Origin of the sequence: Streptomyces sp. NPDC001902 (assembly GCF_042891295.1) — a bacterium.
Classification (GTDB): domain Bacteria; phylum Actinomycetota; class Actinomycetes; order Streptomycetales; family Streptomycetaceae; genus Actinacidiphila.
This window is the reverse complement of sequence record NZ_JBIATA010000003.1, coordinates 18,030-40,686: the sequence shown is the minus strand read 5'-3', so window position 1 is coordinate 40,686 and position 22,657 is coordinate 18,030. Positions and strand designations below refer to the sequence as shown.

Here is a 22,657-nt window from a genome sequence, read left to right as displayed (position 1 = left end):
CCGGAATTTACACCTCTGGTCGCAACATAGGCGGATTGAGGATGGTTGCACCACCCGCGCGGAACAACTGCGCGGGGCGGCCGCCCTGACGGGTCGTGGTGCCGCCGCTGGGGACCAGGAAGCCGACCGTCCCCGTCACCTTGCGGTGGAAGTTGCGCGGGTCGAGGGCGACGCCCCACACCGCCTCGTAGACCCGGCGCAGCTCGCCGACGGTGAACTCGGGCGGGCAGAAGGCGGTGGCCAGAGCCGAGTACTCGAGCTTGGAGCGGGCGCGCTCCACGCCGTCGGCCAGGATGCGCGTGTGGTCGAAGGCGAGGGCACCCTCCTCGCCGTTGCGCAGCAGTTCCTCGACCGGGGCCCACCGGGCGCTGCGGGCGTCGCCGCCGGCGCGTGGCGCGGGCAGGTCCGGGGCGAGCACGAGGTGGGCGACGCTCACCACGCGCATGCGCGGGTCGCGCTTGGGATCGCCGTAGGTGGCCAGCTGCTCGAGGTGGACCCCGCTGCCCGCGCGCAGTCCGGTCTCCTCCTCCAGTTCGCGGGCGGCCGCCCCGGACAGGTCCTCGTCGCTGCGTACGAAGCCGCCGGGCAGCGCCCACCGGCCCTGGTAGGGCGGTTCACCGCGGCGGACCGCGAGGGCGCACAGGGCGTGGCTGCGCACTGTGAGCACGACGAGATCGACAGTGACGGCGAAGGGCGGGAAAGCTGACGGGTCGTAGGGCGCCATGCCCGCGATCATAGTCGTCTGCCTGACGATAAACAGCAGGTTGGCGGGATGACGCGAGCTGCTTTCGGCCTGTTGTTCGACGTCACGGCGCCGGTCCGGCGTCCGGTGCCGCCGACGGGTTCAGGCACCGAGCTGAAGTCCCGGAGCCGCCTCCTCGATCACGGCCGTACCGGACGCGCCGATCCGCAGCGCGAAGGGCTCCTCGGCCACCCGCAATCCGGCGAGGCCGAGGTCGCCGAGTGGGGAGGTGACCAGAGGGCGTACGGCCACCATGCGTTCGGGGGCGTCGGGGCGGATCCCGGCGAGGGCCATCAGCATGTGGACGGCCCCGGCCGCGGCCACCGCGGCGGGCCGCGAGGCCGTCGGGTGCGGGGCGGGACGGCGGGAGTCGTCTCGCTGCTCCCCCGCGTACATCTCGGGCAGCCGGTGGCCGAAGGCACCGGCTGCGTCCAGCACGCCCAGGAGGAGCGCCGAGGCCTCTCGCTCGTGGCCGGCGGCCGCCAGCCCGGCGACCGCGACGGCCGTCTCGTGGACGCGTACCGCTCCGCCGCGGTGGCCGAAGGGGTTGTAGCCGGGGGCCTTGGCGGACAGTGTGCGCAGCCCCCATCCCGAGTCGAGCTCCGGGGCCGCCAGGAGGCGGGCGAGCTGCTCCGTCTGCACCTTGTCCAGCAGACCGGGGGCGAGCTCGCAGCCTCCCAGCAGACCGGTGTCGAGCAGATGGGCGGCTGCCGAACCCAGGTGGGGCACGGGTCTGCCGTCAGGGGTGAGCGCGGCGGCCGGGCTCCCGCCGGCCAGGTCGTCAAGCCAGAAGTCCTCCCGGAACCTCCGGCGCAGCGCCTCGGCCCGCTCCCGCCATTCCTCGGCGCCCGGGCGTCCGTGGGCCTGGAGCAGATCGGCGCCGTGCAGCATAGCCCGGTGGGCGTGCGCCTGCACGTCGCAGCGCAGCGGGCCGCCCGGCGCGGGGTCGGGGACGTATCCGCCCTCACCCGCGACGGACCGCAGCCACCACAGACTGCGCTCGGCGGCCGGCAGCAGCTGTTCGGTGTCCCGCTCCGGAAGTCCCCACCGTCGTGCCTCCGCGAGCAGCGTGACAAAGAGCAGCCCCGCCTCCACTCCGGAACAGGTGGGCGGCAGATGCGGACCGGCATGGCGCAACGGCCCCGGCAGGCCGCCGGTCTCCGGGTCCTGACGGCGGGCGAACGCCCGCAGGGTGCCGGCCGCCAGGCGGGTGCCGAGCGGCAGCAGCATGCGGGCCGCCCACAGGGCGTCGGCCGGGGCGGGACCGAGCCGCCACGGGGCGCCCGCCGCCACATGGACGTCCAGCGGGTGCTCCGGGTCGCGCAGCAGCAGCGCCCGCAGGTCGTCGAGGGCGGCGCGCAGCAGTGTCTCCGCCCTGCCGCCGGCGCCGCGGATCTCCGGGGCCGACCAGGGCACGGGGACCGCCGGGGCGGATCCGCCGTTCACGCCGGCCGCCGCGGGCTCCAGCGTCACGCGCAGCTCGATGGTGCGGGACGCCCCGGCGGGCAGCGCCAGTTCCCAGCACAGCAGCCCGGCGGAGGCCATGGCGCTCTCGGGTGCCGGCACGGCGGTCACCCGGGCCCGCAGGCCCTCCGCCGACCACAGCAGCCCTGCGTCGCAGACGCTGGGCTGCAGCTCGGGTCCGGAGGATCCGGCCGCGATCGCCGCCAGCTCGGCGAGGTCGGTCGCCAGGGCCACCTCGAACGGGATGCGCAGGGCACGGGAACCGGTGTTGTGGACCGTGATGCGCTCGGTGCCCCCGGCCGTGCGGAGCCTCTCGACGGTGAGGGCCGGGTCGGGTGCGGTGTCGCCGGGAACGCGGGCGACGGAGGTGAACCGCGCCCGACCCGCCGTGACGAGCCCGCCCTGTACGGGGACCGGTGGCGCCCCTGCGATGCGCAGCTCACAGCGGGCCAGGACCCGGCGGCCGCCCTGGTAGAAGCCGGCGAGGCCGCTTCCGTCCAGTTGTCCGTGCTCCGGCGAGACCGCGAGGGCCGGGGCCGCGACGCACATCACGGCGTCGTGCACCGGCTGCGGCCCCCGGTCCTGCCGGGGCGGCCGGTTGACCGGCTGCGGGCTCATGCCACCTCCTCGTCGAATCGGTCGCTCGGGCGCTGCCGCCACTACCCACGAGAACGGCCGTGTGGGCACTCGGGTCACGCGCCGTCTACCGTTCCTGATCGGGAAGCCGTCCGTATCACCGGAAAGAGAGCCATGGCCGTCTACCGTCAGCCGGGAACCGTCATCACCGACCACACCTTCCAGGTGCCGCTCGACCACGCGGACCCCGGCGGTGAACGGATCGAGGTGTACGCACGGGAGGTCGTGGCCGCCGGGAAGGAACGAGATCCGCTGCCCTGGCTGCTGTTCCTGCAGGGCGGGCCGGGCGGCCGGTCGCCGCGGCCGCTGGGCCGCGACGGCTGGCTCACCCGGGCGCTGGACGACTACCGGGTGCTGCTGCTCGACCAGCGGGGCACCGGCCGTTCCACCCCGGCGAACCGGCAGACCCTGCCGCTGCGCGGGGACGCCTCGGCACAGGCCCGTTATCTGGAGCACTTCCGGGCCGACTCGATCGTCCGCGACTGCGAGCTGATCCGCCGTGAGCTGCTCGGCGAGGACGGCCAGTGGAGCCTGCTCGGCCAGAGTTACGGCGGCTTCTGCACGCTCACCTACCTGTCCTTCGCCCCCGAGGGCGTCCGCGAGGCCTTCGTGACCGGCGGGCTGGCCGGCCTGCGCAGCACGGCCGAGGACGTCTACCGGGCGGCCTACCCCCGTGTGGAGCGGAAGGCCGCGGCGCACTACGCGCGTTACCCGGAGGACGTCGAGGCGGTCCGCGCGATCGTGCGGCACCTGCGCGAGCGCGAGGTCAGGCTCCCGGGCGGCGGACTGCTGACCGCGGAGGCCTTCCAGGCCACCGGGATGCTGCTCGGCACGGGCACCGGCTCGCACACGCTGCACTACCTGCTCGAGGACGCCTTCGTGACCGGAGGGTCCGGCCTCCAGCTCTCCGACTCCTTCCTCGCCGAGGTCCAGGGCCATCTGTCGTTCGCGGGCAATCCGCTCTACGCGGTGCTGCACGAGTCGATCTACGGCCAGCGTTCGGTCTCGCCGCGGGCCACCGGCTGGGCCGCCGAGTCGGTCCGCGCCGAGTTCCCCCAGTTCGACGTCGACAAGCCGCTGGCGGACGACGCGCCGGTGCTGCTGACCGGCGAGATGATCTACCCCTGGATGTTCGCCACGGACCCGGCACTGGCGCCGCTGCGCGAGACGGCGCACCACCTGGCGCAGCACGAGGAGTGGCCCGACCTGTACGACCCGGATCAGCTCGCGCGGAACGAGGTGCCGGTGGCGGCGGCCGTCTACCACGACGACATGTACGTGGACACGGCCGACTCGCTCGCCACCGCACGCTCGGTCCGCGGCCTGCGCACCTGGGTCACCGACGAGTACGAGCACGACGCGCTCCGGGTGAGCGGCGGCCGGGTCCTCGACCGGCTGATCCGGCTGGCCCACGGCGAGCTGTGAGGAGCGCTGCCCGGCGGGCCCGTCCGATGCTCTGCCGCCGCAGGTAACGGCGGAGCGGCTCCGGAGAGAGGCCGTTGTTGACCGCGGCGTGGAGCAGCCGGGCGAAGGTGTAGTCGGGGGCGAGGTGCAGGGCGCGGCCGAAGGCCACGCGCGCCGCCGCCTCGTCCCCGGCGGACCAGGCCACCCAGCCGGCGAGGGTCAGGGGCGCGGCGGCGTGCTCGTGGTACGGCTCGACGCAGCGCCGGGCGAGCGCCCGCCACAGGCGCACCGCGGGGTCGGTGTGCGGCGGGTCCATCCACTCGGCGGCCTCGTCGCGGGTGGTGCGGTCCTGCAGGCCGAGGATCATCGTGGCGGCCTCGTCGTCGTCCAGCAGAGCGTCGTCGCCGCGGTCGGCCTCCGGTCCGTCCCCCACCGGGGTGGCGGCCCGGAAGCGCTCGAGCGCCTCCCGCAGCAGCCGCAGGGTGGTACGCCGCACCTCTTCGGAGTCGTCGCGCTCCAGCATGCGGGGGACGAGTGCGGCGGCCGCCGCGTCCAGGGCGTCCCCGCGGGCCGCGGAGGCCGGTGCGCCGGGCGGCGGCGGGGTGAGGCGCTCCTCCATCTCCTTGAGGGAGCCGTTGATCCGCAGGCCCGCGTAGGCGGCCGCCGCGGCCATCACGGAATCGCCGGACCGCGTGATCCCGATGCCCTCACGCGGGAACCGCTCCGTGTCCGGGCAGCAGTACGACCACCAGCGGCCGGCGGAGACGCACAGCGCCTCGACGACGGGGATGTCGAGCGTGCCGCAGGCGATCCTCAGCCGCTGCGCCAGCGGACGCAGCCGTTCCATGACCTGGTGGGGGTCCTCGCCGGGAGCGGGCTCCTGGACGAGGAAGAGCACGATCGCGTCCGGCCGCGCGCCGCGCTGCTCGCTGCCGTTCACGAGGCACTCGGCCAACTGCTGGGCGGCGCCGTGCCACTCGGCGGCGTCCCGTGGGATGCCGAGCCGGGCCCGGCCGCCGAAACGGCCGTGCTCGCCGTGCAGGGCGATCATCAGAATGCTGTCGTCGGGGTGGAAACCGCACAGGTAGGGGAGCGCGGCGGCGAGTTCGGCCGGGCTGCGCAGCGTGACCTTCGGGTCGTCCGAGGGACGGGGGGATTCGGTGTGCTGAGTCATGATCCGAAGGTCCCGTACGCCGTGGATCTCCGCCAGACCCCTCCAAAACCTGTGGATAACTCGCGCATATCATCACAATTATCTGGGGCGGGTTGTCCACAGGCCGCCTCCCCACGGTTGGCGCGGTGTCGGTGCCATCGGGTTGCATGGGGGCATGACCACCGCACTGCGCACCGCCGCCGACACGATCCTCAGCCGGCTCGTCGGGGACCCGACGGGCACCGCCCGCCTGCGCGAGGACCAGTGGCGTGCCGTCGAGGCGCTGGTCGCGCACGGCCGCCGCGCCTTGGTGGTCCAGCGCACGGGCTGGGGCAAGTCGGCCGTGTACTTCGTGGCCACCGCGCTGCTCCGCGAGCGGGGCAGCGGTCCCACGGTGATCGTCTCCCCGCTGCTGGCGCTGATGCGGAACCAGATCGAGGCCGCCGACCGGGCCGGGATCCGCGCCCGCACGATCAACTCGGCCAACCCCGAGGAATGGGACACGGTGCAGGCCGAGGTCGCCTCGGGGGAGATCGACGTCCTGCTGGTGAGCCCGGAGCGGCTCAACAACCCCGATTTCCGGGACCAGGTGCTGCCCAAGCTGGCCTCCACCACCGGCCTGCTCGTGGTCGACGAGGCCCACTGCATCTCCGACTGGGGCCATGACTTCCGGCCCGACTACCGCCGGCTGCGGACGATGCTCGCCGATCTCACTCCGGGCGTTCCGGTGCTGGCCACGACGGCCACCGCCAACGCACGCGTGACGGCCGACGTCGCCGAGCAGTTGGGGACCGGCGACCACGAGGGTGCCCTCGTGCTGCGCGGGCCGCTGGACCGCGAGAGCCTCTCGCTCGGGGTGCTGCGCATGCCCGACGCCGCCCACCGGCTCGCCTGGCTCGCCGACCACATCGGCGACCTCCCGGGCTCGGGCATCGTCTACACCCTGACCGTGGCGGCCGCGGAGGAGGTCACCGCCTTCCTCCGGCAGCGCGGTCACCGGGTCGCCGCCTACTCGGGGCGCACCGAGGACGCCGACCGCCGGGCCGCCGAGTCCGCGCTGCTGAACAACGAGGTCAAGGCGCTGATCGCCACCTCGGCGCTCGGCATGGGCTTCGACAAGCCGGACCTGGGCTTCGTGGTGCACCTGGGCTCGCCCTCCTCCCCCATCGCCTACTACCAGCAGGTGGGACGCGCCGGACGCGGTGTGGACCACGCGGAGGTCCTGCTGCTCCCCGGGCCGGAGGACGAGGCGATCTGGCGCTACTTCGCCTCGCTCGCCTTCCCCCGTGAGGAACAGGTGCGGCGCACCCTGGAGACGCTGGCCGCCTCCGGGGGCCCGATGTCGGTGCCCGCGCTCGAGACCCGGGTGGACCTGCGCCGCAACCGGCTGGAGACCATGCTCAAGGTCCTCGACGTGGACGGCGCGGTGCACCGGGTACGCGGCGGCTGGACGGCCACGGGCCTGCCCTGGACGTACGACACCGAGCGGTACGCGTGGGTCGACCGGCAGCGCAAGACCGAGCAGCAGGCGATGCGTGAGTACGCCACGACCTCGGTGTGCCGCATGGAGTACCTGCGCCGTCAGCTCGACGACGAGGAGGCCGCCCCCTGCGGCCGCTGCGACAACTGCGCCGGGCCCCGGTTCACCGCGGAGGTCTCCCGCGAGGCCCTGGAGGCGGCACGGGCCGCCCTCGGGCGCCCGGGGGTCGAGGTCGAGCCCCGCCGGATGTGGCCGACGGGTCTGCCCGCGATCGGCATCGACCTCAAGGGGAAGATCCCGCCGGGCGAACAGGCGGCGCCCGGACGGGCACTGGGACGGCTCTCCGACATCGGCTGGGGCAACCGGCTCCGCCCGCTGTTCGCCGAGAACGCGACGGACGGCCCCGTTCCGGACGACGTGGCGCAGGCCGTGGTGCAGGTGCTCGCGGACTGGGCGAAGGGCCCGGGCGGCTGGGCGAGCGGTGAGCCCGACGCCCCTCAGCGGCCGGTCGGCGTCGTCACCGTCGCCTCGCACACCCGGCCGCAGCTCATCGCGTCGCTCGGTGCGCGCATCGCCGAGATCGGCCGCATGCCGCTGCTCGGGGAGGTGGCGCACAGCGGTGACCTGGAGCCCTCGCGGGTGCCGCGCAGCAACAGCGCACAGCGACTGCGGGCGCTGCACGGGGCGTTCACCGTTCCACCCGCCCTCTCCGAGGCCCTCGCTGCGGCCGCGGGACCGGTTCTGCTGGTCGACGACTTCACCGATACGGGGTGGACCGTGGCCGTCGCCGCGCGGTTGCTGCGCCGATCCGGTGTTACGGCGGTGTTTCCCCTGGTCCTGGCCTTGCAGGGCTGACCGGTAGTCACCATGTGAGACGGAGACGGGATCTAAGCGGCGGAGGGTCAGATAACAGACAGGTCGACAAAATGACCGTTGCCGCCTGCGTGTGCGACAGGAACAATTGAGTCTGGATCCCCGCATCGGCTCTTGGAGCCCCACGACCGGCATGCCCTCGCACGCCCGGTCGCGGACGCATACCCGAAGGGAGGACCGTGGCCATCGGCTTCGCTCCGGAAACCGCTTCCGTGAATTCCTCCCGCCGTGCCGGACGCCATCGCACCCTGGAGCCGGCCGAATGGACGGCCGCGGGCATCCCCCTGCTGATCAACCCGCGCGAAGTGGTCACGGACCTCCACACACGCCACCTCCCGGCCCCGGGAACCGCCGTGGTCGCGGTCTACTCCCCGGACGAACGGCTGACGGCCAGCGCGTCCTTCGCGCAGCGCCCCGGCGTCACCGACGGCTGGGAACGGCGCAACGCGATCCTCGTCCACCTGCGCCGGATCACCGCGGACGACCTGCGGCGGCGCAGGCCCGTGCGCACCGCGGTCCTGCTCGTCTGCCGCGACGGCGGAGCGGGGTGGACCGAGGTGGACGGTGCGTGGATGTGGGGACTGCGCGACGCCTGCTCGCTGTACGGGCTGCGCCCCGGTTCGTACATCACGCTGACCGAAGACGGCTGGCGGGTGCAGGGCGAGGACCGTTCGGGTCGTTCCCCGAACGCGACGTCCTGGTCGGCCACTAGCCGCGGCGCAGCGAGCCTGCGTCCCAGTGGGACGCCGCCCCTGCGCCGCGCGGCGGCGCGCTGATCAGGCGTTGACGCCGAGCAGCGCGTTGATCCGCTGCGGGTCGCCGCAGACGACCAGCAGGGTTCCGGCCCGCGCCATCGCGGAGGGCAGGACACGCGCCACGGTCTCGTCGGAGCCGCCGTTGACGGCCACGACCACCACGGGCCGGCCCTTGGCGCGGTCGGCGTCGTGAGCGGCGTAGAACACGTCGTCGCCGGCGTCGTGCTGGGCCCAGTAGGACGTCTCGCCGAAGCTCATCTCGTGGGCGGCCCAGGGGTGCTGCTCGCCGGTGGTGAGCACCAGGACCTCACCCGGAGCGCGCCCGCTGTCCAGCAGCAGGTCGACGGCCTCGTCGGCGGCGTCGAGGGCGCCGTCCACCGAAGCGGGGATGAGCTGGATCTGCGCCGACGGGCCGGACGGGACGGAGGCCACAACCTCGGTGTCCCGCGGCGAACGCTGCTGCGGGGGTACGACGGGTCCGCGGGCCGGACCGGGACGGCCGGGCCGGGCGTTGGCCGCCGGGGCGCCACGCGGCGGCGCGGGGCGGGGGCCGGGGCCCGGTACGGGACGGGGGGTCGGCGCGGGCCGGCCGGCGGCCGGGGCTACGCGGGGACCCGGGACACTCTCGTGAATCTGAGGCTCCTCGGGGGTGAGAGGCATGTGCTGATGTCTATCAAATGCACCGGAACAACGCAGCGGCGGGTAGGTCACAACTCGGCTCAGAAGTCGAACCCGAGTTGCTCACCCGTCTCCCCCGCCTCCACGGTCTCCCGGACCTTCTTCAAGTGCTGCCAACGCGGCAGCGTATCGAGATATGCCCAGGACAGCCGATGGAGGGGGGTGGGCCCCAGCTCCTCCAGTGCCGCCCGGTGCACCGGCGAAGGGTACCCGGCATTGTCCTCGAAGCCGAACGGAGCATAGTCCACGCCCAGTTCCGCCATCATCGCGTCCCGCCGCACCTTGGCGATCACGGACGCGGCCGCCACGGCCACGCACGAGCGGTCGCCCTTGATGACCGTGCGCACCCGCCAGGGACCCCCGAGGTAGTCGTGCTTGCCGTCGAGTATCACCGCGTCCGGACGCACGGGCAGGGCGTCCAGGGCGCGCGTGGCGGCGAGCCGCAGCGCGGCGGTCATCCCCAGTGCGTCGATCTCCTCCGGGGAGGCGTCGCCGAGCGCGAAGGAGTTCACCCATCCGGTGAGCGCACCGGCGAGCGCGGTACGGCGCTTGACGGTGAGCAGCTTGGAGTCGGTGAGGCCGTCGGGGGGCCGTCGCAGCCCGGTGACGGCCGCGCACACGGTGACGGGACCGGCCCAGGCGCCCCGTCCGACCTCGTCGACGCCCGCGATGACCTTGGCGCCGAGGGTCGCGCGCAGCGAGCGCTCGACGGTGTGGGTGGGGGGTTCGTGGACCATGGCAAGGCTTAGCCTACGCTCCCGCGTTGGACCGGCCGGGAGCAGGTCTCGGGAGCACGGCCGCAGGCCGCGAGCGTCCGGCCCGGCGACCGCGTCAGGGGCGCAGCAGGGGCAGCATCACCTGGTCGACGACCTCGATCAGGTCCTCCTCGGTGATCTCCCGGCCGCCGATCTTCGACCGGTACATCATCAGCGCGGGCACCACGTCGGCGACGATGTCACCGGTGGCGTCGGGCCTCACCTCCCCGCGCTCGATGCCGCGCCGGACCACGTCCAGGATGCGGTGCTTGGTGGGTTCGACGACCCCTTCCATGATCAGCCGCACGAAGCAGTGGGCGGCTTCCTGGTCGCACTCGTCGATCACCGAGCGCAGGGCGAGCCCGCCGCGCGAGTACATCGCCTCGCGCATCCGCAGCACGAGGAAGACCAGGTCCTCCCGCAGGCCGCCCAGGTCCGGGACGTCGGGGACCTCCGGGAAGGCCGTCTGCAGGGCGTCGGCGACGAGGGCCTGCTTGGACGGCCAGCGGCGGTAGACGGCCGCCTTGCCGGTCTGGGCGCCGGCTGCGACGCCCTCCATGGTCAGCCCTCGCCAGCCCACCGTGCTGAGCTGCTCCAGAGCGGCTCCGAGGATCGCCCGCTCCAGAACGGGCCCGCGACGGCGGGTCCCCGCTCCCTGCGACATGGTCATGCCACCTTCTCATTCACTCTCTAGTGAACGCTTGCGTTCACTACCACCATCACCCTAGTGTCGTACACAGTGAACGCGACCGTTCACTAAGTCACCGACTGGGGGACCTCGTGACGACTGGGCAACTCACCTCACCACGAAAGCCCGGAGCCGCGCGACGCGACGGCAGGCCGGGCATCGCACTCGCGGTGATCGCGGCCTGCCAGCTCATGGTCGTGCTGGACGCCACCATTGTGAACATCGCGCTCCCGCACATCCAGGACGCGCTCTCCTTCTCCACCACCGACCTGTCCTGGGTGCTCAACGCCTACACGCTCACCTTCGGCGGCCTGCTGCTCCTCGGCGGGCGCGCGGGCGACATCCTCGGACGGCGCAGGGTGTTCGTCTTCGGCATCCTGCTGTTCTCCCTCGCCTCCCTCCTCGGAGGCTTCGCCCAGGAGCCGTGGCAGCTGCTCGCCGCACGCTCCCTTCAAGGCGTCGGCGGCGCGATAGCCTCGCCGACCTCGCTCGCCCTCATCACCACCAACTTCCCCGAGGGCCCGGAGCGCAACCGGGCCTTCGGCGTGTTCGCCGCGGTCTCCGCGGGCGGCGGCGCCGTGGGCCTGCTGGCCGGCGGCATGCTCACCGACTGGCTCGACTGGCGCTGGGTGTTCTTCGTCAACGTGCCGATCGGCCTGCTGATCGCCTTCCTGGCACCGCGCTTCATCAGCGAGTCGCAGCGGCACCCCGGGCGGTTCGACGTCGCCGGAGCCGTCACCTCGACGCTCGGCATGGCCTCGCTGGTCTACGGCTTCATCCGCGCCGCCCACTCGGGCTGGCGGGACACCCTGACCGTGTCCTCGTTCGCGGCCGCCGTCGTGCTGCTCGGCGCCTTCGTGGTCATCGAACGGCGGGCCCGGGAACCGATCACCCCGCTGCGGATGTTCGCCGACCGCAACCGCTCCGGCACCTACCTGATGATGCTGAGCCTGGCCGCGGCCATGTTCGGGATGTTCTTCTTCATCGTCATCTTCGTGCAGAACGTGCTCGGCTACAGCCCCATCGCGGCGGGCTTCGCCTTCCTCCCGGTCACCGCGGCGATCGTGACCGGGGCAGGGCTGTCCACCCGCTTCCTGCCGGTGCTCGGGCCGAAGCCGTTCCTCGTGGCCGGCTCGGCGCTGACCGGTTCCGGGATGGCGTGGCTGACCCTGATCGACCCCGGCAGCAGCTACGTGGGCGGGGTGCTCGGCCCCATGCTGCTCTTCGGCTTCGGCATGGGCCTGAACTTCGTCACGCTGACGCTGACGGCCGTCTCCGGCGTCGCCCAGCACGAGGCGGGGGCCGCCTCCGGGCTCCTGAACGCCATGCAGCAGGTGGGCGGTTCGCTCGGGCTGTCCATCCTGGTGACGGTGTTCGGCACCGCGAGCCGCGACAAGGCCACCGGTCTCGTCCCGGACTTCCTGGCGAACGCCACCCGGGAGCAGCAGGCCGCCTTCCAGCGGACGCACGAACTGCCGCCGCCGTGGGGCCACGAGGTCCTCGCGCACGGCATCTCGACCGCGTTCTACGCGGCCGTGGGGCTCGTCGCGCTCGCCCTGGTCACGGCGTTGTTCGTGATCCGGGTCCGCAAGAGCGACCTGGAGGCGCTCAGCGGCGGCGCGGGCATGCCCTCGGCCTGACGCCGGCGCCGCCGCCCGGCCCGAGGGGAGGCCGGGGCGGCGGCACACGGCGTTCCACCTCACGGGAAGACCGGGTCGCCCCACTCGTCGTAGAAGCCCGGCAGCCCCGCCGCGTCGCACGGCCGGCCGCCGGTCTGCGCCGGCCGCCCGTCGAGCAGCGACCGCGCCCGGACCTCACCCAGACTGGTGGTGAACCAGGCCTCGGTGCCGTCCTCGTAGAGGTGCTCGACGATCTTCTCCAGGGCGCAGGAGCGCTGCGGCTCCGGCAGCCGGTCCAGCTCCGGGACGGCGTCCGCGGAGAGGTGCCGCAGGTACTCCAGGTCGATCTTGCCGGTGCTCTCGTAGCGGCTCACCTGCTGGTCGGCGATGAGGGCGTCGGGCGACACCAGCCCGAAGGCGAGGACGGAGGCCGCGGCGCTCACCGCCACGGCGCGCGGCAGCCAGCGCGCGCCGAACACCCCGGCCGCCATGACCAGGACGATCAGCAGCCCGAGCCACAGCTCCACCCCCGCCACCGAGATCCGCAGCCGGGTCAGCCCGTACGCGTCGACGTACAGGTCCATGCGACGCAGCGCGGAGGCGACCACGACCAGGGTCAGCACGCAGATCGTGCCGAGGACGGAGCGCACGAGCACGCGGTCGCGGTCGGTGCCGCGCGGCGCCCAGCGCTGCGCGAGGGCGATGACCACCACGGTGAGCAGGGTGACGACGAGCAGTTGCCAAAAGCCCTGCCGGGCGTACTGCGCGTAGGTCAGGCCGGTCTTGGCCAGCACCTTCTCGTAGCCGCCGAACAGCACCGCCAACTGGACGGCGTTGAAGGCCGCGAACAGTGCGGCGAGGACGACCAAGGGCAGTGCCCACTCGGCGCGCCGGCGCGCGCGTCCCGGTTTCACCTCGATCCGGTCCCAGCGGCGCGGCGCCGCGGCGGTCCACGCGGCGCTGAGGGCGAACAGCGTCCCGACGAGGAGGAGCAGGACGCGCAGGGGGAGGTCGGTGACGGTCACATCGGGCATGAGGTCGCCCAGCAGGTCGGCGAACGCCGCGTCGGCCCCCGCGAAGAGCGCGCCGAAGACGACGAGGAGCACGACGGTCACGCCGACGGTCTTCAGCATCGGCAGCAGCCGGCTCCGGTCGTGGGCGGACCGCTCGCGCAGCCCGCGCAGCGCCCAGCCGATCGCGGGCGCCGGAGCGAACCACAGCCCGGCGCCGCCGAGCAGGACGCCCGGCCAGCGGCGGCCGCCGTGCAGGGCCAGCGAGCCCAGGAAGACGGCGGCGGCGACGGCCAGGAGCGACGGCCACCAGGCGTCCCGCAGTGCCGGAATGAGCAGAAGCATCAGGCCTGCCACCGCCCACAGGGCCGACCAGGGCCGCAGCCGCCGTCCGTGGTCGAGGGCGGCGACCGCGGCCGCGGCCGCGGCGGGCACGCTGACCAGCAACAGGTTGATCCCCAGGCCGCCGCGCACCAGGGCCGCGGCCAGCACACCGGTGAGCAGCGCCGTCCACAGCACGGCGGGACGTGCGGCGCGTGGGGTCCGCGACCGGCTCGCGATCACCCACGCGGGCGGCGGGGGCGGTGGCGGGGGCGTCCAGGGACGCGGGTACGGCGGCGCCGGATGGACGGGTGGACCTTGCTTCTGCAGCGGTGCCTGCGGATGTGCCTGCGCGGGCGCCTGCGCGGGCGCCTGCGCCGTCGGCGCGGCGTCGGACGGCGTGTCGGACATGAGAACCCCTCCCCGCCGGTCGCACGGCGCCCGGGGGCTGCGCGCGGGACCGGTGCTCGACTGCGCGTCCGGCGAAGATCGGCCGGACGGCGTGGCCGACAGGCTAGGCGCGCCGACGAGCTGCGCAAGCGCGGTACGGGCCCGAGGGCGCAGTCTGTGACAGGGCCGTGACAATGCAGAGGGTTGGGAGGCCCTCAGGCGGGCCGGGGTGCGGCTCAGCCGGCGGGCAGCCATTCCGGCAGGGGCTCGCACCGCTCCTGCCACTCCCGCGGGGGCTCGCCACCGGCGCCGGCGGCGATGATCCCGCCGACGATGGCGCAGGTGGTGTCCACGTCGCCGCCCGCGCGGGCGGTGGTCCAGAAGGCGCCCTCGTAGTCGCCCAGGCCCCGGGCGGCGGACCACAGGGCGAAGGGGACGGTGTCGTGCGCACTGGTGCGGCGGCCGTTGCCGAGCACGGCCGCGACGGTGGCCACGTCGTCGTAGTCGAGCATGTCGACGGCACGGCGCAGCCCGGCGTGCACGGCGCTGCGCGGCAGCAGCGCCACGACGCGGGTGATGAGGTCCACTGGGTCGCCGGGGCCGGCCGGGTCCGCGGCGAGCGAGGCGGCGGCCGCGACGGCCATCGCGCCGACGACGGCCTCGCGGTGCTGGTGGGTGGTGTACGCCGACAGTTCGGCCTGCTCGGCGGCCTTCTCCGGCTCGCCCGCGTACCAGGCGCCCAGGGGCGCCACGCGCATGGCGGCGCCGTTGCCCCAGGAACCCTGGCCGTTGAACATCTCGGCGGCGAGCGTGCGCCAGTCGGCGCCTTCCTGCCGGATCAGCCGCAGCATCCGGTTCACGCCGGGGCCGTAGCCGCGGTCGAAGTCGTGGTGCGCCGCGAAGGAGGCGGCCAGGGTGTCCTGGTCGACGGCGCCGTGCGAGTCCAGGACCGCGACGACCGAGCACGCCATCTCGGTGTCGTCCGTCCACTGCCAGGTTCCCGGCGGCAGCCTGCGGCCCTGCAGCGCCGGGTAGTGCGCCGGCACGAAGAACTGGGAGCCGAGGGCGTCGCCCAGGGCGAGACCGCGCAGGCTGGACAGCGCGCGGCGGCGTGGGAGGTCATGGGGGTCAGCGGTCATGGCGGGAGAACTCTGACATCCGGTGCCACCCGGGTCAATCGTCCTGTGCGCAATCTCACCCGTGATATCGCGCCAGGTCGGAGTCGGTGGTCCGCCAGCGGGCGAAGGGCCGGTCGAGCCGGTACCGGCCGTCGGGCTCGGCCAGCAGCATCCGCGTCTCGCCGTTGTCGGGGTTCGACAGGCACTCGAACTCGTCGACGGTCCAGTGGAACCACCGCATGCAGAATAGCCGCATGGTGAGCCCGTGCGTGACGAGCAGGACGTTCGGCGGGAACTCCGGCTTGTCGAAGGCGCGGTAGAGCGTCTCCAGGAAGGACCCGACCCGGTCGTAGACGTCCGCCCCGGACTCGCCCTGGGCGAAGCGGTAGAAGAAGTGACCGTAGGCGTCCCTGGCCTTGCGCTGCCGCTGCACGTCCTCGGCGTCCTGGTAGTTCCCCCAGTCCTGCTCGCGCAGCCGGGGCTCCTCCTTGGCGCGGGTACGGCACGGCTCGAGGCCGAGCAGGTGGAAGGTCTGATGCGTCCGGCGGTATGGCGAGACGAAGGCCTGCACCCGCTCCTCGCCGAACAGCTCCCGAAGCTCCCGGCCCGCCGCGCGGGCCTGCTCCTCACCTCTCGTGGTGAGGGTCAGCGCGTGGTCGGGCACCCGCTCGTAGATCGTGTCGTCGGCATTGCCCTGGGACTCTCCGTGCCTGATGAGCACTATGCGACGCGGTCGGGCCATGGCCTCACTGTAATTCGTACGCGCGAGCAAGGTCGCGGCGGTCCCCGGCGCGGCCCGTGGGCAGCCCCGCCGCAGGCCTGCCGCGGTCCCCGGGCGACGGTCGCCGGCTCCGTCCACAGGCCGGGCGTCCCGCCCCCGATTGTCAGTGGCGTACCTCAGACTCAGCATGAAGAGGGGGGCGCGTTCGCGCGCCACGGTTGGAGGCCGCCATGAAGACCACGTCGTTCGTTCCCGGCACACCCTGCTGGACCGATCTGAGCAGTCCCGACATCGAGGCCTCCCGTGCGTTCTACGGCGGCCTGTTCGGCTGGGACTCCCAGGCGGGCCCTCCGGAGGCCGGGGGGTACACCTTCTTCAGCCTGCGCGGCGAGCACGTGGCGGCCGTCGGTCCCGTGATGGCCGAGGGCGACCGGCCGCGGTGGATCACCTACATGGCCACGAGCGACGTGACCGACACGGCCAAGGCGGTCGAGGCGGCCGGCGGCTCGGTGTGCGTACCGCCGATGGCGGTCTTCGACCAGGGCAGCTTCGCGCAGTTCACGGACCCGCACGGGGCGGAGTTCGCCGCGTGGCAGCCGGGCCGGTTCAGCGGCGCGGGCCTGCTCGACGAGCCGGGCGCGCTGTGCTGGATCGAGCTCAACACCCGGGACGTGGAGGGCTCCCGCGCCTTCTACCGCAACGTCTTCGGCTGGACGGGCGAGACCCACCCGTTCGCCGGGGACAGCTCGTACACCGAGCTCGAAGTGGAGGGAACCGACCGGAAGTTCGGCGGCATCCTGCTCATGAACGACGCCTGGCCGCAGGAGATACCCCAGCACTGGATGCACTACTTCTCCGTCACCGACACCGACGCGGCCGCCGCGCGGGCCACCGAGCTCGGGGGCAGCGTCTCCGTGCCGCCGTTCGACCTCGAGCACGTCGGGCGGGTCGCCGTGCTCGACGACCCGCACGGCGCGTACTTCTCGGTGATCACCCGCCCCGCGCAGGGCGGGAAGGGCTGACCGCGGCGGCTCCCGGGGCGGTCCCCGGTCGCCGTGCCGTCATATCGACCAGGCCTGTTCCAGGTCGACGACGTCACCGGCGACGGTGAGCACGTCGGCGTCGAGATCGGCGCGTTCGGACAGTCGCAGGATGGAGCCGTCCCGGTACTTGGCGTGCTCGGACGCCGAGTCCCACATGGACAGCACCAGGAAGTCGGACGCGGGTCCCTGCGCGAAGACCCCGCGCAGCATCCCCGGGGAGCCGGCCATGGCCGGGTTCCAGACCTTCTCCTGCATCAGCACGAAGTGCTCGACGCGGTCCGGCCGCACCTTGCAGTGCGCCAGCCGCAGCAGGTCGCTGTCGGCGAATCGGGGGCGGAAGCCGACCTTGACGTCCAGACGGTGCTCGAAGAGCTTGACGCCGAGGCTCTCGTAGGTGCCGGCCTGGGCGGCCGCGAGGCGGTCGTGCGCGCCGGCCATGAAGGCGTCGTAGTACTCGCGGTCCTCCCAGAACGCGAAGAGGTGCGCGACGCCCGGCTGGCTGCGGCTCCAGCCACCGCCCTGCCCCCGGAACCCCGGCTCCCCCATGAGCCCGTTGGCCCATTTCCGCTGCCCGCGCTCGAATCCGGCGCGATCGACGATTCCGCAGCGAATCCACTTCACCAGCACCGCGCCATCCTATGGCCCGCCGGTGGCCCTTCCGCCCCATCGAAGGACCAACTCCCCTGAACGGGAGAGGAATACGATCACGCCATGGACGCCCTGTACCCGCGCCTCCTCGTCGAGGACTTCGGCACCGCCGCCCGCTTCTGGACCGCAGCCCTGCGCGACCTGCTCGGCATAGAGCCCGTCAAGGTGATCCCGCAGGCCGGATACGCCAACTGGGACCTGGGCGGCGAGGCCGCCCTCACCCTCTTCTCCCGCGCCGCGCTCGCCCGCGCGATCGGCACCGAGGCGCTGCCCGCGCACGCCCCCGCACAGGACGCGGCCATGCTCGTCCTGCGGGTGGACGACGTCGAGGCGGCCGCGGGGAAGCTGACCGCGCACGGTGCGAGCGTCGTCACCGGACCCCGGGACCGGCCCGAGTGGGGCCCCGGGCTGCGGACCGCGCATCTGCGCACACCGGACGGCAGCCTCGTGGAGCTCCAGTCGTACTGACCGGGCCTCAGAAGGCCCGAAACAAATAGTCTTCAACAAAACCATCTGCTAGCGTCTTACCTGGGTCCCCGACAACCAGGAGACGACGCCATGCCCTTACGCGCACAGCTCTCGCCCGCGGCGGCGACCACGGGAGCCATCCCCGACCACCGATCCCGCGGACTGGCCCTCGCGGTCCTGTGCGCCGGGATGCTGATGATCATCCTGGACGGCAGCATCGTCACCGTGGCACTGCCCGCCATCCAGCGTGACCTGCACTTCTCCTCCGCCGACCTGACCTGGGCCGTCAACGGCTACATGATCGCCTTCGGCGGGCTGCTCCTGCTGTCCGGCCGGCTCGGCGACCTCCTCGGACGCAAGCGGATGTTCATCGCCGGGCTGGCCGTCTTCACCGGGGCCTCCCTCCTGTGCGGCCTCGCCACCGGGCAGGCCGTGCTCATCGGCGCCCGCTTCCTCCAGGGCGTCGGCGGCGCGATGACCTCAGCCGTCAGCCTCGGCCTGCTCGTCACGCTCTTCCCCGGACCCCGTGAACGCGGCCGGGCCATCGGCGCGTTCAGCTTCGTCGGCGCCGCCGGGGCGTCGATCGGCCAGGTGCTCGGCGGTGTGCTCACCCAGGCCGCCGGCTGGCACTGGATCTTCTTCATCAACCTGCCCATCGGGCTGGCGGCCGCGCTGTTGGCGGTGCGCGTGCTGGAGCCCGACCCGGCACGTCCCCCCGCCCGGGGCGCCGACGCCCTCGGCGCACTCCTGGTCACGACGGGACTGATGACCGGCGTCTACACGATCGTCCAGACCGGCGGTCACGGCTGGGCCTCCGCACGCACCCTCGGCCTCGCCGCCCTGGCCGTGGCGCTCCTGGGAACCTTCGTGGTCCGCCAGTCGACGGCCGCGTCCCCGCTGCTGCCGCTGCGCATGTTCCGCTCGCGCGAGGTCTCGGGGGCCAACCTCGTCCAAGTGCTGATGATCTCCGCCCTCTTCGGCTTCCAGATCCTCATGGCGCTCTACCTGCAGAACGTCAAGGGGTACGGTGCCGCCGCCACGGGGCTTGCCATGCTGCCCGCCGCGCTGTCCATCGGCACCGTCTCGCTGCTGCTCTCCGCCCGGCTGAGCGCACGCTTCGGCGAGCGCCGCGTCCTGCTCACCGGGCTCGCCCTGCTCGTGGTGGCACTCGGTCTGCTCACCCGGCTGCCGGTCCACGCCGGTTACGCCGCCGACCTGCTGCCCACGATGCTGCTGGCGGCCGGCTTCGGCCTCGCCGTCTCCGCGCTGACGGTGCTCGGCATGTCCGGCGCGGGGCCGGCGGACGCGGGGGTCGCCTCGGGCCTGTTCAACACCACCCAGCAGGTGGGCGGTGCCCTCGGCGTCGCCGTCCTGTCCACCCTTGCCGGCTCCCGGACGCACGCCCTCGTCGCCGACGGGCACGGCGCCGCGTCCGCCCTCACCGCGGGCTTCCGCCTCGCCTTCGGCACCGGCGCGGCCCTGCTGGCCGCGGCGTTCGTGCTCGCGCTGGTGATACTGCGGCCGCGGCGCGAACGGGACGCCCCTCCGCCGGCCTGACGGCGAGCGGCCCGCAGCCGCTCCTGCCCACGACGGCGGCATCCGGAGCCGCCACGATCACGGGCCGCCGCCCCGTCCCAGGGCGGCGGCCCGTGATCGTGGCCGGAGCGGCGGTCAGTGACCGGCGCCCACCGGCAGGTCCTTCTGCACGCCGGGGTCGCCGGCGTCGGCCGTGAAGTCGGCCTTGCTGGTCTCGTCCACGCCCTCGGGGGCCTTCAGGGCCCGCAGGACGAAGGTGGCGACGACGGTGACCACCAGGTTGAGCACGAAGGCGGTCAGGCCGATGTAGCCGATCTGGCCGATGACGGGGATGGTGTCGGAGGAGCCGCCGAAGTGCTTCTGGGTGGGGCTGGCGACGCCGTAGGCCACCCAGGTGCCGTAGACCATGCCGACGGCCCAGCCCGCCAGCAGTGCCCAGCGGTGGAACCAGCGGGTGAACAGGCCGCCGACCAGGGCCGGGAAGGTCTGCAGGATCCAGATGCCGCCCAGCAGCTGGAAGTTGATCGCCGCCGTCTTGTCCATGGTGAGGACGAAGACCAGGGCACCGACCTTGACCAGCAGCGAGACCACCTTGGAGACCTGGGTCTCCTGCGCGGGGGTGGCGTCCGGTTTGAGGAAGTCCTTGTAGATGTTGCGGGTGAACAGGTTCGCCGCGGCGATGGACATGATCGCCGCCGGCACCAGCGCGCCGATGCCGATCGCGGCGAAGGCCACGCCCGCGAACCAGGACGGGAACATGTTCTCGAACAGCTGTGGGATCGCCAGCTGGGTGTTGCCGACCTGCACGCCTGCGGCGATGGCCATGAAGCCGAGGGCTGCGAGGAGACCCAGCATCAAGGTGTAGAGCGGCAGGACGGTGGTGTTGCGGCGGATGACGTCGCGGCTGCGGCTGGAGAGCACGGCGGTGATGGAGTGCGGGTACATGAACAGCGCGAGCGCCGAGCCCAGTGCGAGGGTGCCGTAGGCCCATTGGGCGGTGTCGCCGGGTGCCAGGGATCCGCGCGGCTTGCCGGTGGCGGGGTTGACCTGGGAGTAGGCGTCGCCGGCCTTGGCGAAGATGTCGTCGAAGCCGCCCAGCTTGATCGGGATGTAGATGATCGCCACCGCGATGACGATGTAGATCAGCGTGTCCTTCACGAACGCGATCAGCGCCGGTGCCCGCAGGCCGGAGGAGTAGGTGTAGGCCGCCAGGACACCGAAGGCGATCAGCAGCGGCAGGTCCTTGACGAACCAGTTGGACGACCCGCCACCGCCCACGCCCATCACGTCCAGCACGGCCTGGATGCCCACCAGCTGCAGCGCGATGTAGGGCATCGTGGCCAGGATGCCGGTGACCGCCACCGCCAGAGACAGGCCCTTGGAGCCGAACCGCCCGCGCACGAAGTCGGAGGTGGTGACGTAGCCGTGCTTGTGCGACACCGACCACAGCCGCGGCAGGAAGGTGAAGATCAGCGGGTAGACCAGGATCGTGTACGGCACGGCGAAGAAGCCGGACGCACCCGCCGCGTAGACCGCCGCCGGCACCGCCACGAACGTGTAAGCCGTATAGACGTCACCGCCGAGCAGGAACCACGTGATCCAGCCGCCGAAGCTGCGGCCCCCCAGGCCCCACTCGTCCAGGTGCAGCGCGTTCTCCGCCCTGCGCCAGCGCGCCGCCAGGAAGCCCAGGACCGTGACGGCCACGAAGAAGAAGATGAAGACGCCGAGCGCGACGCCGTTGACCCCGTCCTTCACTTCGCGGCCTCCTTCCGTGCCCGCTCCTCACGACGGACCATGACGTACGCGGCGTACGTCAGCCCGGAGGACAGGAACACCCACAGCACCTGGTACCAGTAGAAGAAGGGGATGCCGACGAACTCCGGCGTCAGCCTCGCGTACGAGCCGACCCAGAGCATGGCGACGAAGGGGATGACGAGGCAGACACCGGCGATCACACGTGTGGTGGTCACCACCGGCGGCCGTGCCGGGCCGTCGGTCCGCTGTTCGGACACTGCATTCTCCTCAGACTTTCAGCACGTCAGGAATACGCGCGGGGGACGAAAAGCACCCGGTCGTCATGCGATGCGGCACGGGAGCGGAATTTCACGCGTCCCCCGGACACCTGCGGCGGCTTCGTCGCCACGAAGAATGCCGGGGGCCGACGGCCGTACGAGGGGCCGGACACGTGGAAGCGGCACGCGGGGTGTCACTTTCAAACGTAGTGCCTCCCACCTGGACTTCATTGAACGAGGGAGACAATTCCATTGATCATGCGTGCCGCCGCCCCCTCCCCCTCGGCGTGACCCGCGGGCCGAGGGATCAGCCCGAACTCCACTTCTGGTTGTCCGCGCCCGTGCAGGTCCACAGCCGCAGCGCCGTGCCGTTGCCTCCGTACGGGTCCGTGGCCTCGACACACTTGTGGGCCTGGAGGTTGACCAGGTCGTGGGCGGGGTTGAGCCGGAACCTCTGGGATGCGGCGCCGCTGCAGTCGGCCAGTCGGACGGCCGCACCGTCGGCCGTTGATCCGCCCGCGACGTCCATGCACGTGCCCGAGATCCTGATGCTCCTGTCCTCCGGCACGATCCGCCATGACTGTCCGGCGCTGACCGTGCAGTCCCGGAGCCTCAGCGGCGCGCCCTCCACGGAGCCGCCGTCGATGCACCTTCGGGAAGCGTGACTGCGTATCGCCACACCGGGAGCCACCTCGGAGGAGGAGGGTCTCGCGGAGTCGGGAACCTCGCCGCTCTCCGCCCCGGGAGCGGCCTCACCGGGTTCGGGATCCCGAGGGGACGGCGGGAGTTCGCTCTCGGCATCGCCCGCGGCATCGCCCGCGGACGACTGCCCCGGAGCCCGTCCCGGGGACGGCCGCGTCACGACGAGCGGGCTCGCCGGGACGGTGCCGACCGAGGAGGACCCGGTGCCCGGCACGGAGCCGGGGCGGGGAGCGGCCGCCGAACCGCCCTCGCCGGGGTCCGAACCCCGCAACAGGAAGGGGACGCACAGCAGCAGGCCGGCCACCAGGCAGGCGCCCGCCAGCAGCAGCTGCCGGGGCCCGCGGGTACGGGGGGCCGCGAGCGCGGTCCCCTCCCGGCCGGCGTCCCCGTGCGGTTCGGCTCCGGGCGTCGGACCGCCCTCGGCCACAGGCACCTCGGGGT

20 protein-coding genes are annotated in these 22,657 nt (G+C 72.9%); 7 read left to right on the top strand and 13 right to left on the bottom strand.

All coding sequences use genetic code 11. The features are described 5' to 3' along the window. Window positions 1–7: 7 nt before the first annotated feature. Together ACFYYN_RS06480 and ACFYYN_RS06475 are read right to left on the bottom strand one after the other, a co-directional pair. Window positions 8–724: an NUDIX hydrolase gene (locus tag ACFYYN_RS06480; RefSeq protein WP_500544896.1), complete on the bottom strand. Its 717-nt coding sequence runs from the start codon at window positions 722–724 to the stop codon at window positions 8–10. A gap of 120 nt (window positions 725–844) precedes the next feature. Continuing rightward, the gene (locus tag ACFYYN_RS06475) at window positions 845–2,824 is read right to left on the bottom strand and encodes a glycogen debranching N-terminal domain-containing protein (RefSeq protein WP_500544895.1); all 1,980 of its coding nucleotides are present in this window, start codon (window positions 2,822–2,824) and stop codon (window positions 845–847) included. A gap of 132 nt (window positions 2,825–2,956) precedes the next feature. Between ACFYYN_RS06475 and ACFYYN_RS06470 the strand changes: the two genes are divergently transcribed. Continuing rightward, window positions 2,957–4,267, top strand: a complete 1,311-nt coding sequence (locus ACFYYN_RS06470; RefSeq protein ID WP_500544894.1) for an alpha/beta fold hydrolase — start codon at window positions 2,957–2,959, stop codon at window positions 4,265–4,267. On the opposite strand, the gene ACFYYN_RS06465 is transcribed toward ACFYYN_RS06470, so the two are convergent. Next, window positions 4,179–5,420, bottom strand: a complete 1,242-nt coding sequence (locus ACFYYN_RS06465; protein WP_500544893.1) for a DUF4192 domain-containing protein — start codon at window positions 5,418–5,420, stop codon at window positions 4,179–4,181. The two genes, ACFYYN_RS06470 and ACFYYN_RS06465, sit on opposite strands and share 89 nt — an antisense overlap. A 154-nt stretch (window positions 5,421–5,574) precedes the next feature. Between ACFYYN_RS06465 and ACFYYN_RS06460 the strand changes: the two genes are divergently transcribed. Together ACFYYN_RS06460 and ACFYYN_RS06455 are read left to right on the top strand one after the other, a co-directional pair. Beyond that, on the top strand, window positions 5,575–7,734 hold the full coding sequence (locus tag ACFYYN_RS06460; protein WP_500321970.1) for a RecQ family ATP-dependent DNA helicase: 2,160 nt from the start codon (window positions 5,575–5,577) through the stop codon (window positions 7,732–7,734). A 197-nt stretch (window positions 7,735–7,931) separates the two neighbouring features. After that, on the top strand, window positions 7,932–8,528 hold the full coding sequence (locus tag ACFYYN_RS06455; protein WP_500544892.1) for a hypothetical protein: 597 nt from the start codon (window positions 7,932–7,934) through the stop codon (window positions 8,526–8,528). Here ACFYYN_RS06455 and ACFYYN_RS06450 read toward each other — a convergent pair whose 3' ends face one another. The 3 genes from ACFYYN_RS06450 to ACFYYN_RS06440 all read right to left on the bottom strand — a co-directional run bounded on the left by ACFYYN_RS06450 (window position 8,529) and on the right by ACFYYN_RS06440 (window position 10,610). Further along, window positions 8,529–9,167 carry a hypothetical protein gene (locus tag ACFYYN_RS06450; protein WP_500544891.1) on the bottom strand — a complete coding sequence of 213 codons (639 nt, stop codon included), beginning with the start codon at window positions 9,165–9,167 and terminating at the stop codon, window positions 8,529–8,531. A 59-nt stretch (window positions 9,168–9,226) separates the two neighbouring features. Continuing rightward, window positions 9,227–9,922, bottom strand: a complete 696-nt coding sequence (gene rnhB / locus ACFYYN_RS06445; RefSeq protein WP_499514456.1) for a ribonuclease HII — start codon at window positions 9,920–9,922, stop codon at window positions 9,227–9,229. Window positions 9,923–10,016: 94 nt separating this feature from the next. Beyond that, entirely contained in the window at window positions 10,017–10,610 is a 594-nt protein-coding gene (locus tag ACFYYN_RS06440) for a TetR/AcrR family transcriptional regulator (RefSeq protein WP_499514455.1), read from the bottom strand. A 110-nt stretch (window positions 10,611–10,720) separates the two neighbouring features. Here ACFYYN_RS06440 and ACFYYN_RS06435 point away from each other — a divergent pair, with 110 nt between their 5' ends. After that, complete coding sequence (locus ACFYYN_RS06435; RefSeq protein ID WP_500544890.1) at window positions 10,721–12,268, top strand: MFS transporter; 1,548 nt, start codon at window positions 10,721–10,723, stop codon at window positions 12,266–12,268. 59 nt (window positions 12,269–12,327) lie between these two features. On the opposite strand, the gene ACFYYN_RS06430 is transcribed toward ACFYYN_RS06435, so the two are convergent. The 3 genes from ACFYYN_RS06430 to ACFYYN_RS06420 all read right to left on the bottom strand — a co-directional run bounded on the left by ACFYYN_RS06430 (window position 12,328) and on the right by ACFYYN_RS06420 (window position 15,828). Beyond that, window positions 12,328–13,989, bottom strand: coding sequence for a DUF4153 domain-containing protein (locus tag ACFYYN_RS06430; protein WP_500544889.1), 1,662 nt, complete (start codon window positions 13,987–13,989; stop codon window positions 12,328–12,330). A gap of 215 nt (window positions 13,990–14,204) precedes the next feature. Next, entirely contained in the window at window positions 14,205–15,107 is a 903-nt protein-coding gene (locus tag ACFYYN_RS06425) for an ADP-ribosylglycohydrolase family protein (RefSeq protein WP_500544888.1), read from the bottom strand. 55 nt (window positions 15,108–15,162) lie between these two features. Beyond that, on the bottom strand, window positions 15,163–15,828 hold the full coding sequence (locus ACFYYN_RS06420; RefSeq protein ID WP_499514451.1) for a phosphoglycerate mutase family protein: 666 nt from the start codon (window positions 15,826–15,828) through the stop codon (window positions 15,163–15,165). A gap of 209 nt (window positions 15,829–16,037) precedes the next feature. Here ACFYYN_RS06420 and ACFYYN_RS06415 point away from each other — a divergent pair, with 209 nt between their 5' ends. Beyond that, complete coding sequence (locus ACFYYN_RS06415) at window positions 16,038–16,829, top strand: VOC family protein (protein WP_500321978.1); 792 nt, start codon at window positions 16,038–16,040, stop codon at window positions 16,827–16,829. Between the two features lie 39 nt (window positions 16,830–16,868). Here ACFYYN_RS06415 and ACFYYN_RS06410 read toward each other — a convergent pair whose 3' ends face one another. Beyond that, window positions 16,869–17,477 (bottom strand): YdbC family protein, encoded by a 609-nt coding sequence (locus tag ACFYYN_RS06410; RefSeq protein WP_500321980.1) that lies wholly within the window; start codon window positions 17,475–17,477, stop codon window positions 16,869–16,871. Between the two features lie 84 nt (window positions 17,478–17,561). On the opposite strand from ACFYYN_RS06410, the gene ACFYYN_RS06405 reads away from it, so the two are divergent. Next, the gene (locus ACFYYN_RS06405) at window positions 17,562–17,966 is read left to right on the top strand and encodes a VOC family protein (RefSeq protein ID WP_500544887.1); all 405 of its coding nucleotides are present in this window, start codon (window positions 17,562–17,564) and stop codon (window positions 17,964–17,966) included. Window positions 17,967–18,056: 90 nt separating this feature from the next. Then, a complete protein-coding gene (locus ACFYYN_RS06400) occupies window positions 18,057–19,523 on the top strand; it encodes an MFS transporter (protein ID WP_500544886.1) in 1,467 nt (488 codons plus the stop codon). Window positions 19,524–19,637: 114 nt separating this feature from the next. Here the strand turns inward: ACFYYN_RS06400 and mctP are convergent, their stop codons facing one another. The 3 genes from mctP to ACFYYN_RS06385 form a co-directional block, all read right to left on the bottom strand. Then, the gene (mctP, locus tag ACFYYN_RS06395) at window positions 19,638–21,257 is read right to left on the bottom strand and encodes a monocarboxylate uptake permease MctP (protein WP_500544885.1); all 1,620 of its coding nucleotides are present in this window, start codon (window positions 21,255–21,257) and stop codon (window positions 19,638–19,640) included. Then, complete coding sequence (locus ACFYYN_RS06390; protein WP_500544884.1) at window positions 21,254–21,514, bottom strand: DUF3311 domain-containing protein; 261 nt, start codon at window positions 21,512–21,514, stop codon at window positions 21,254–21,256. Before ACFYYN_RS06390 ends, mctP begins: the two co-directional genes overlap by 4 nt. A gap of 307 nt (window positions 21,515–21,821) precedes the next feature. Continuing rightward, complete coding sequence (locus ACFYYN_RS06385; RefSeq protein ID WP_500544883.1) at window positions 21,822–22,643, bottom strand: ricin-type beta-trefoil lectin domain protein; 822 nt, start codon at window positions 22,641–22,643, stop codon at window positions 21,822–21,824. Window positions 22,644–22,657: the final 14 nt, after the last annotated feature.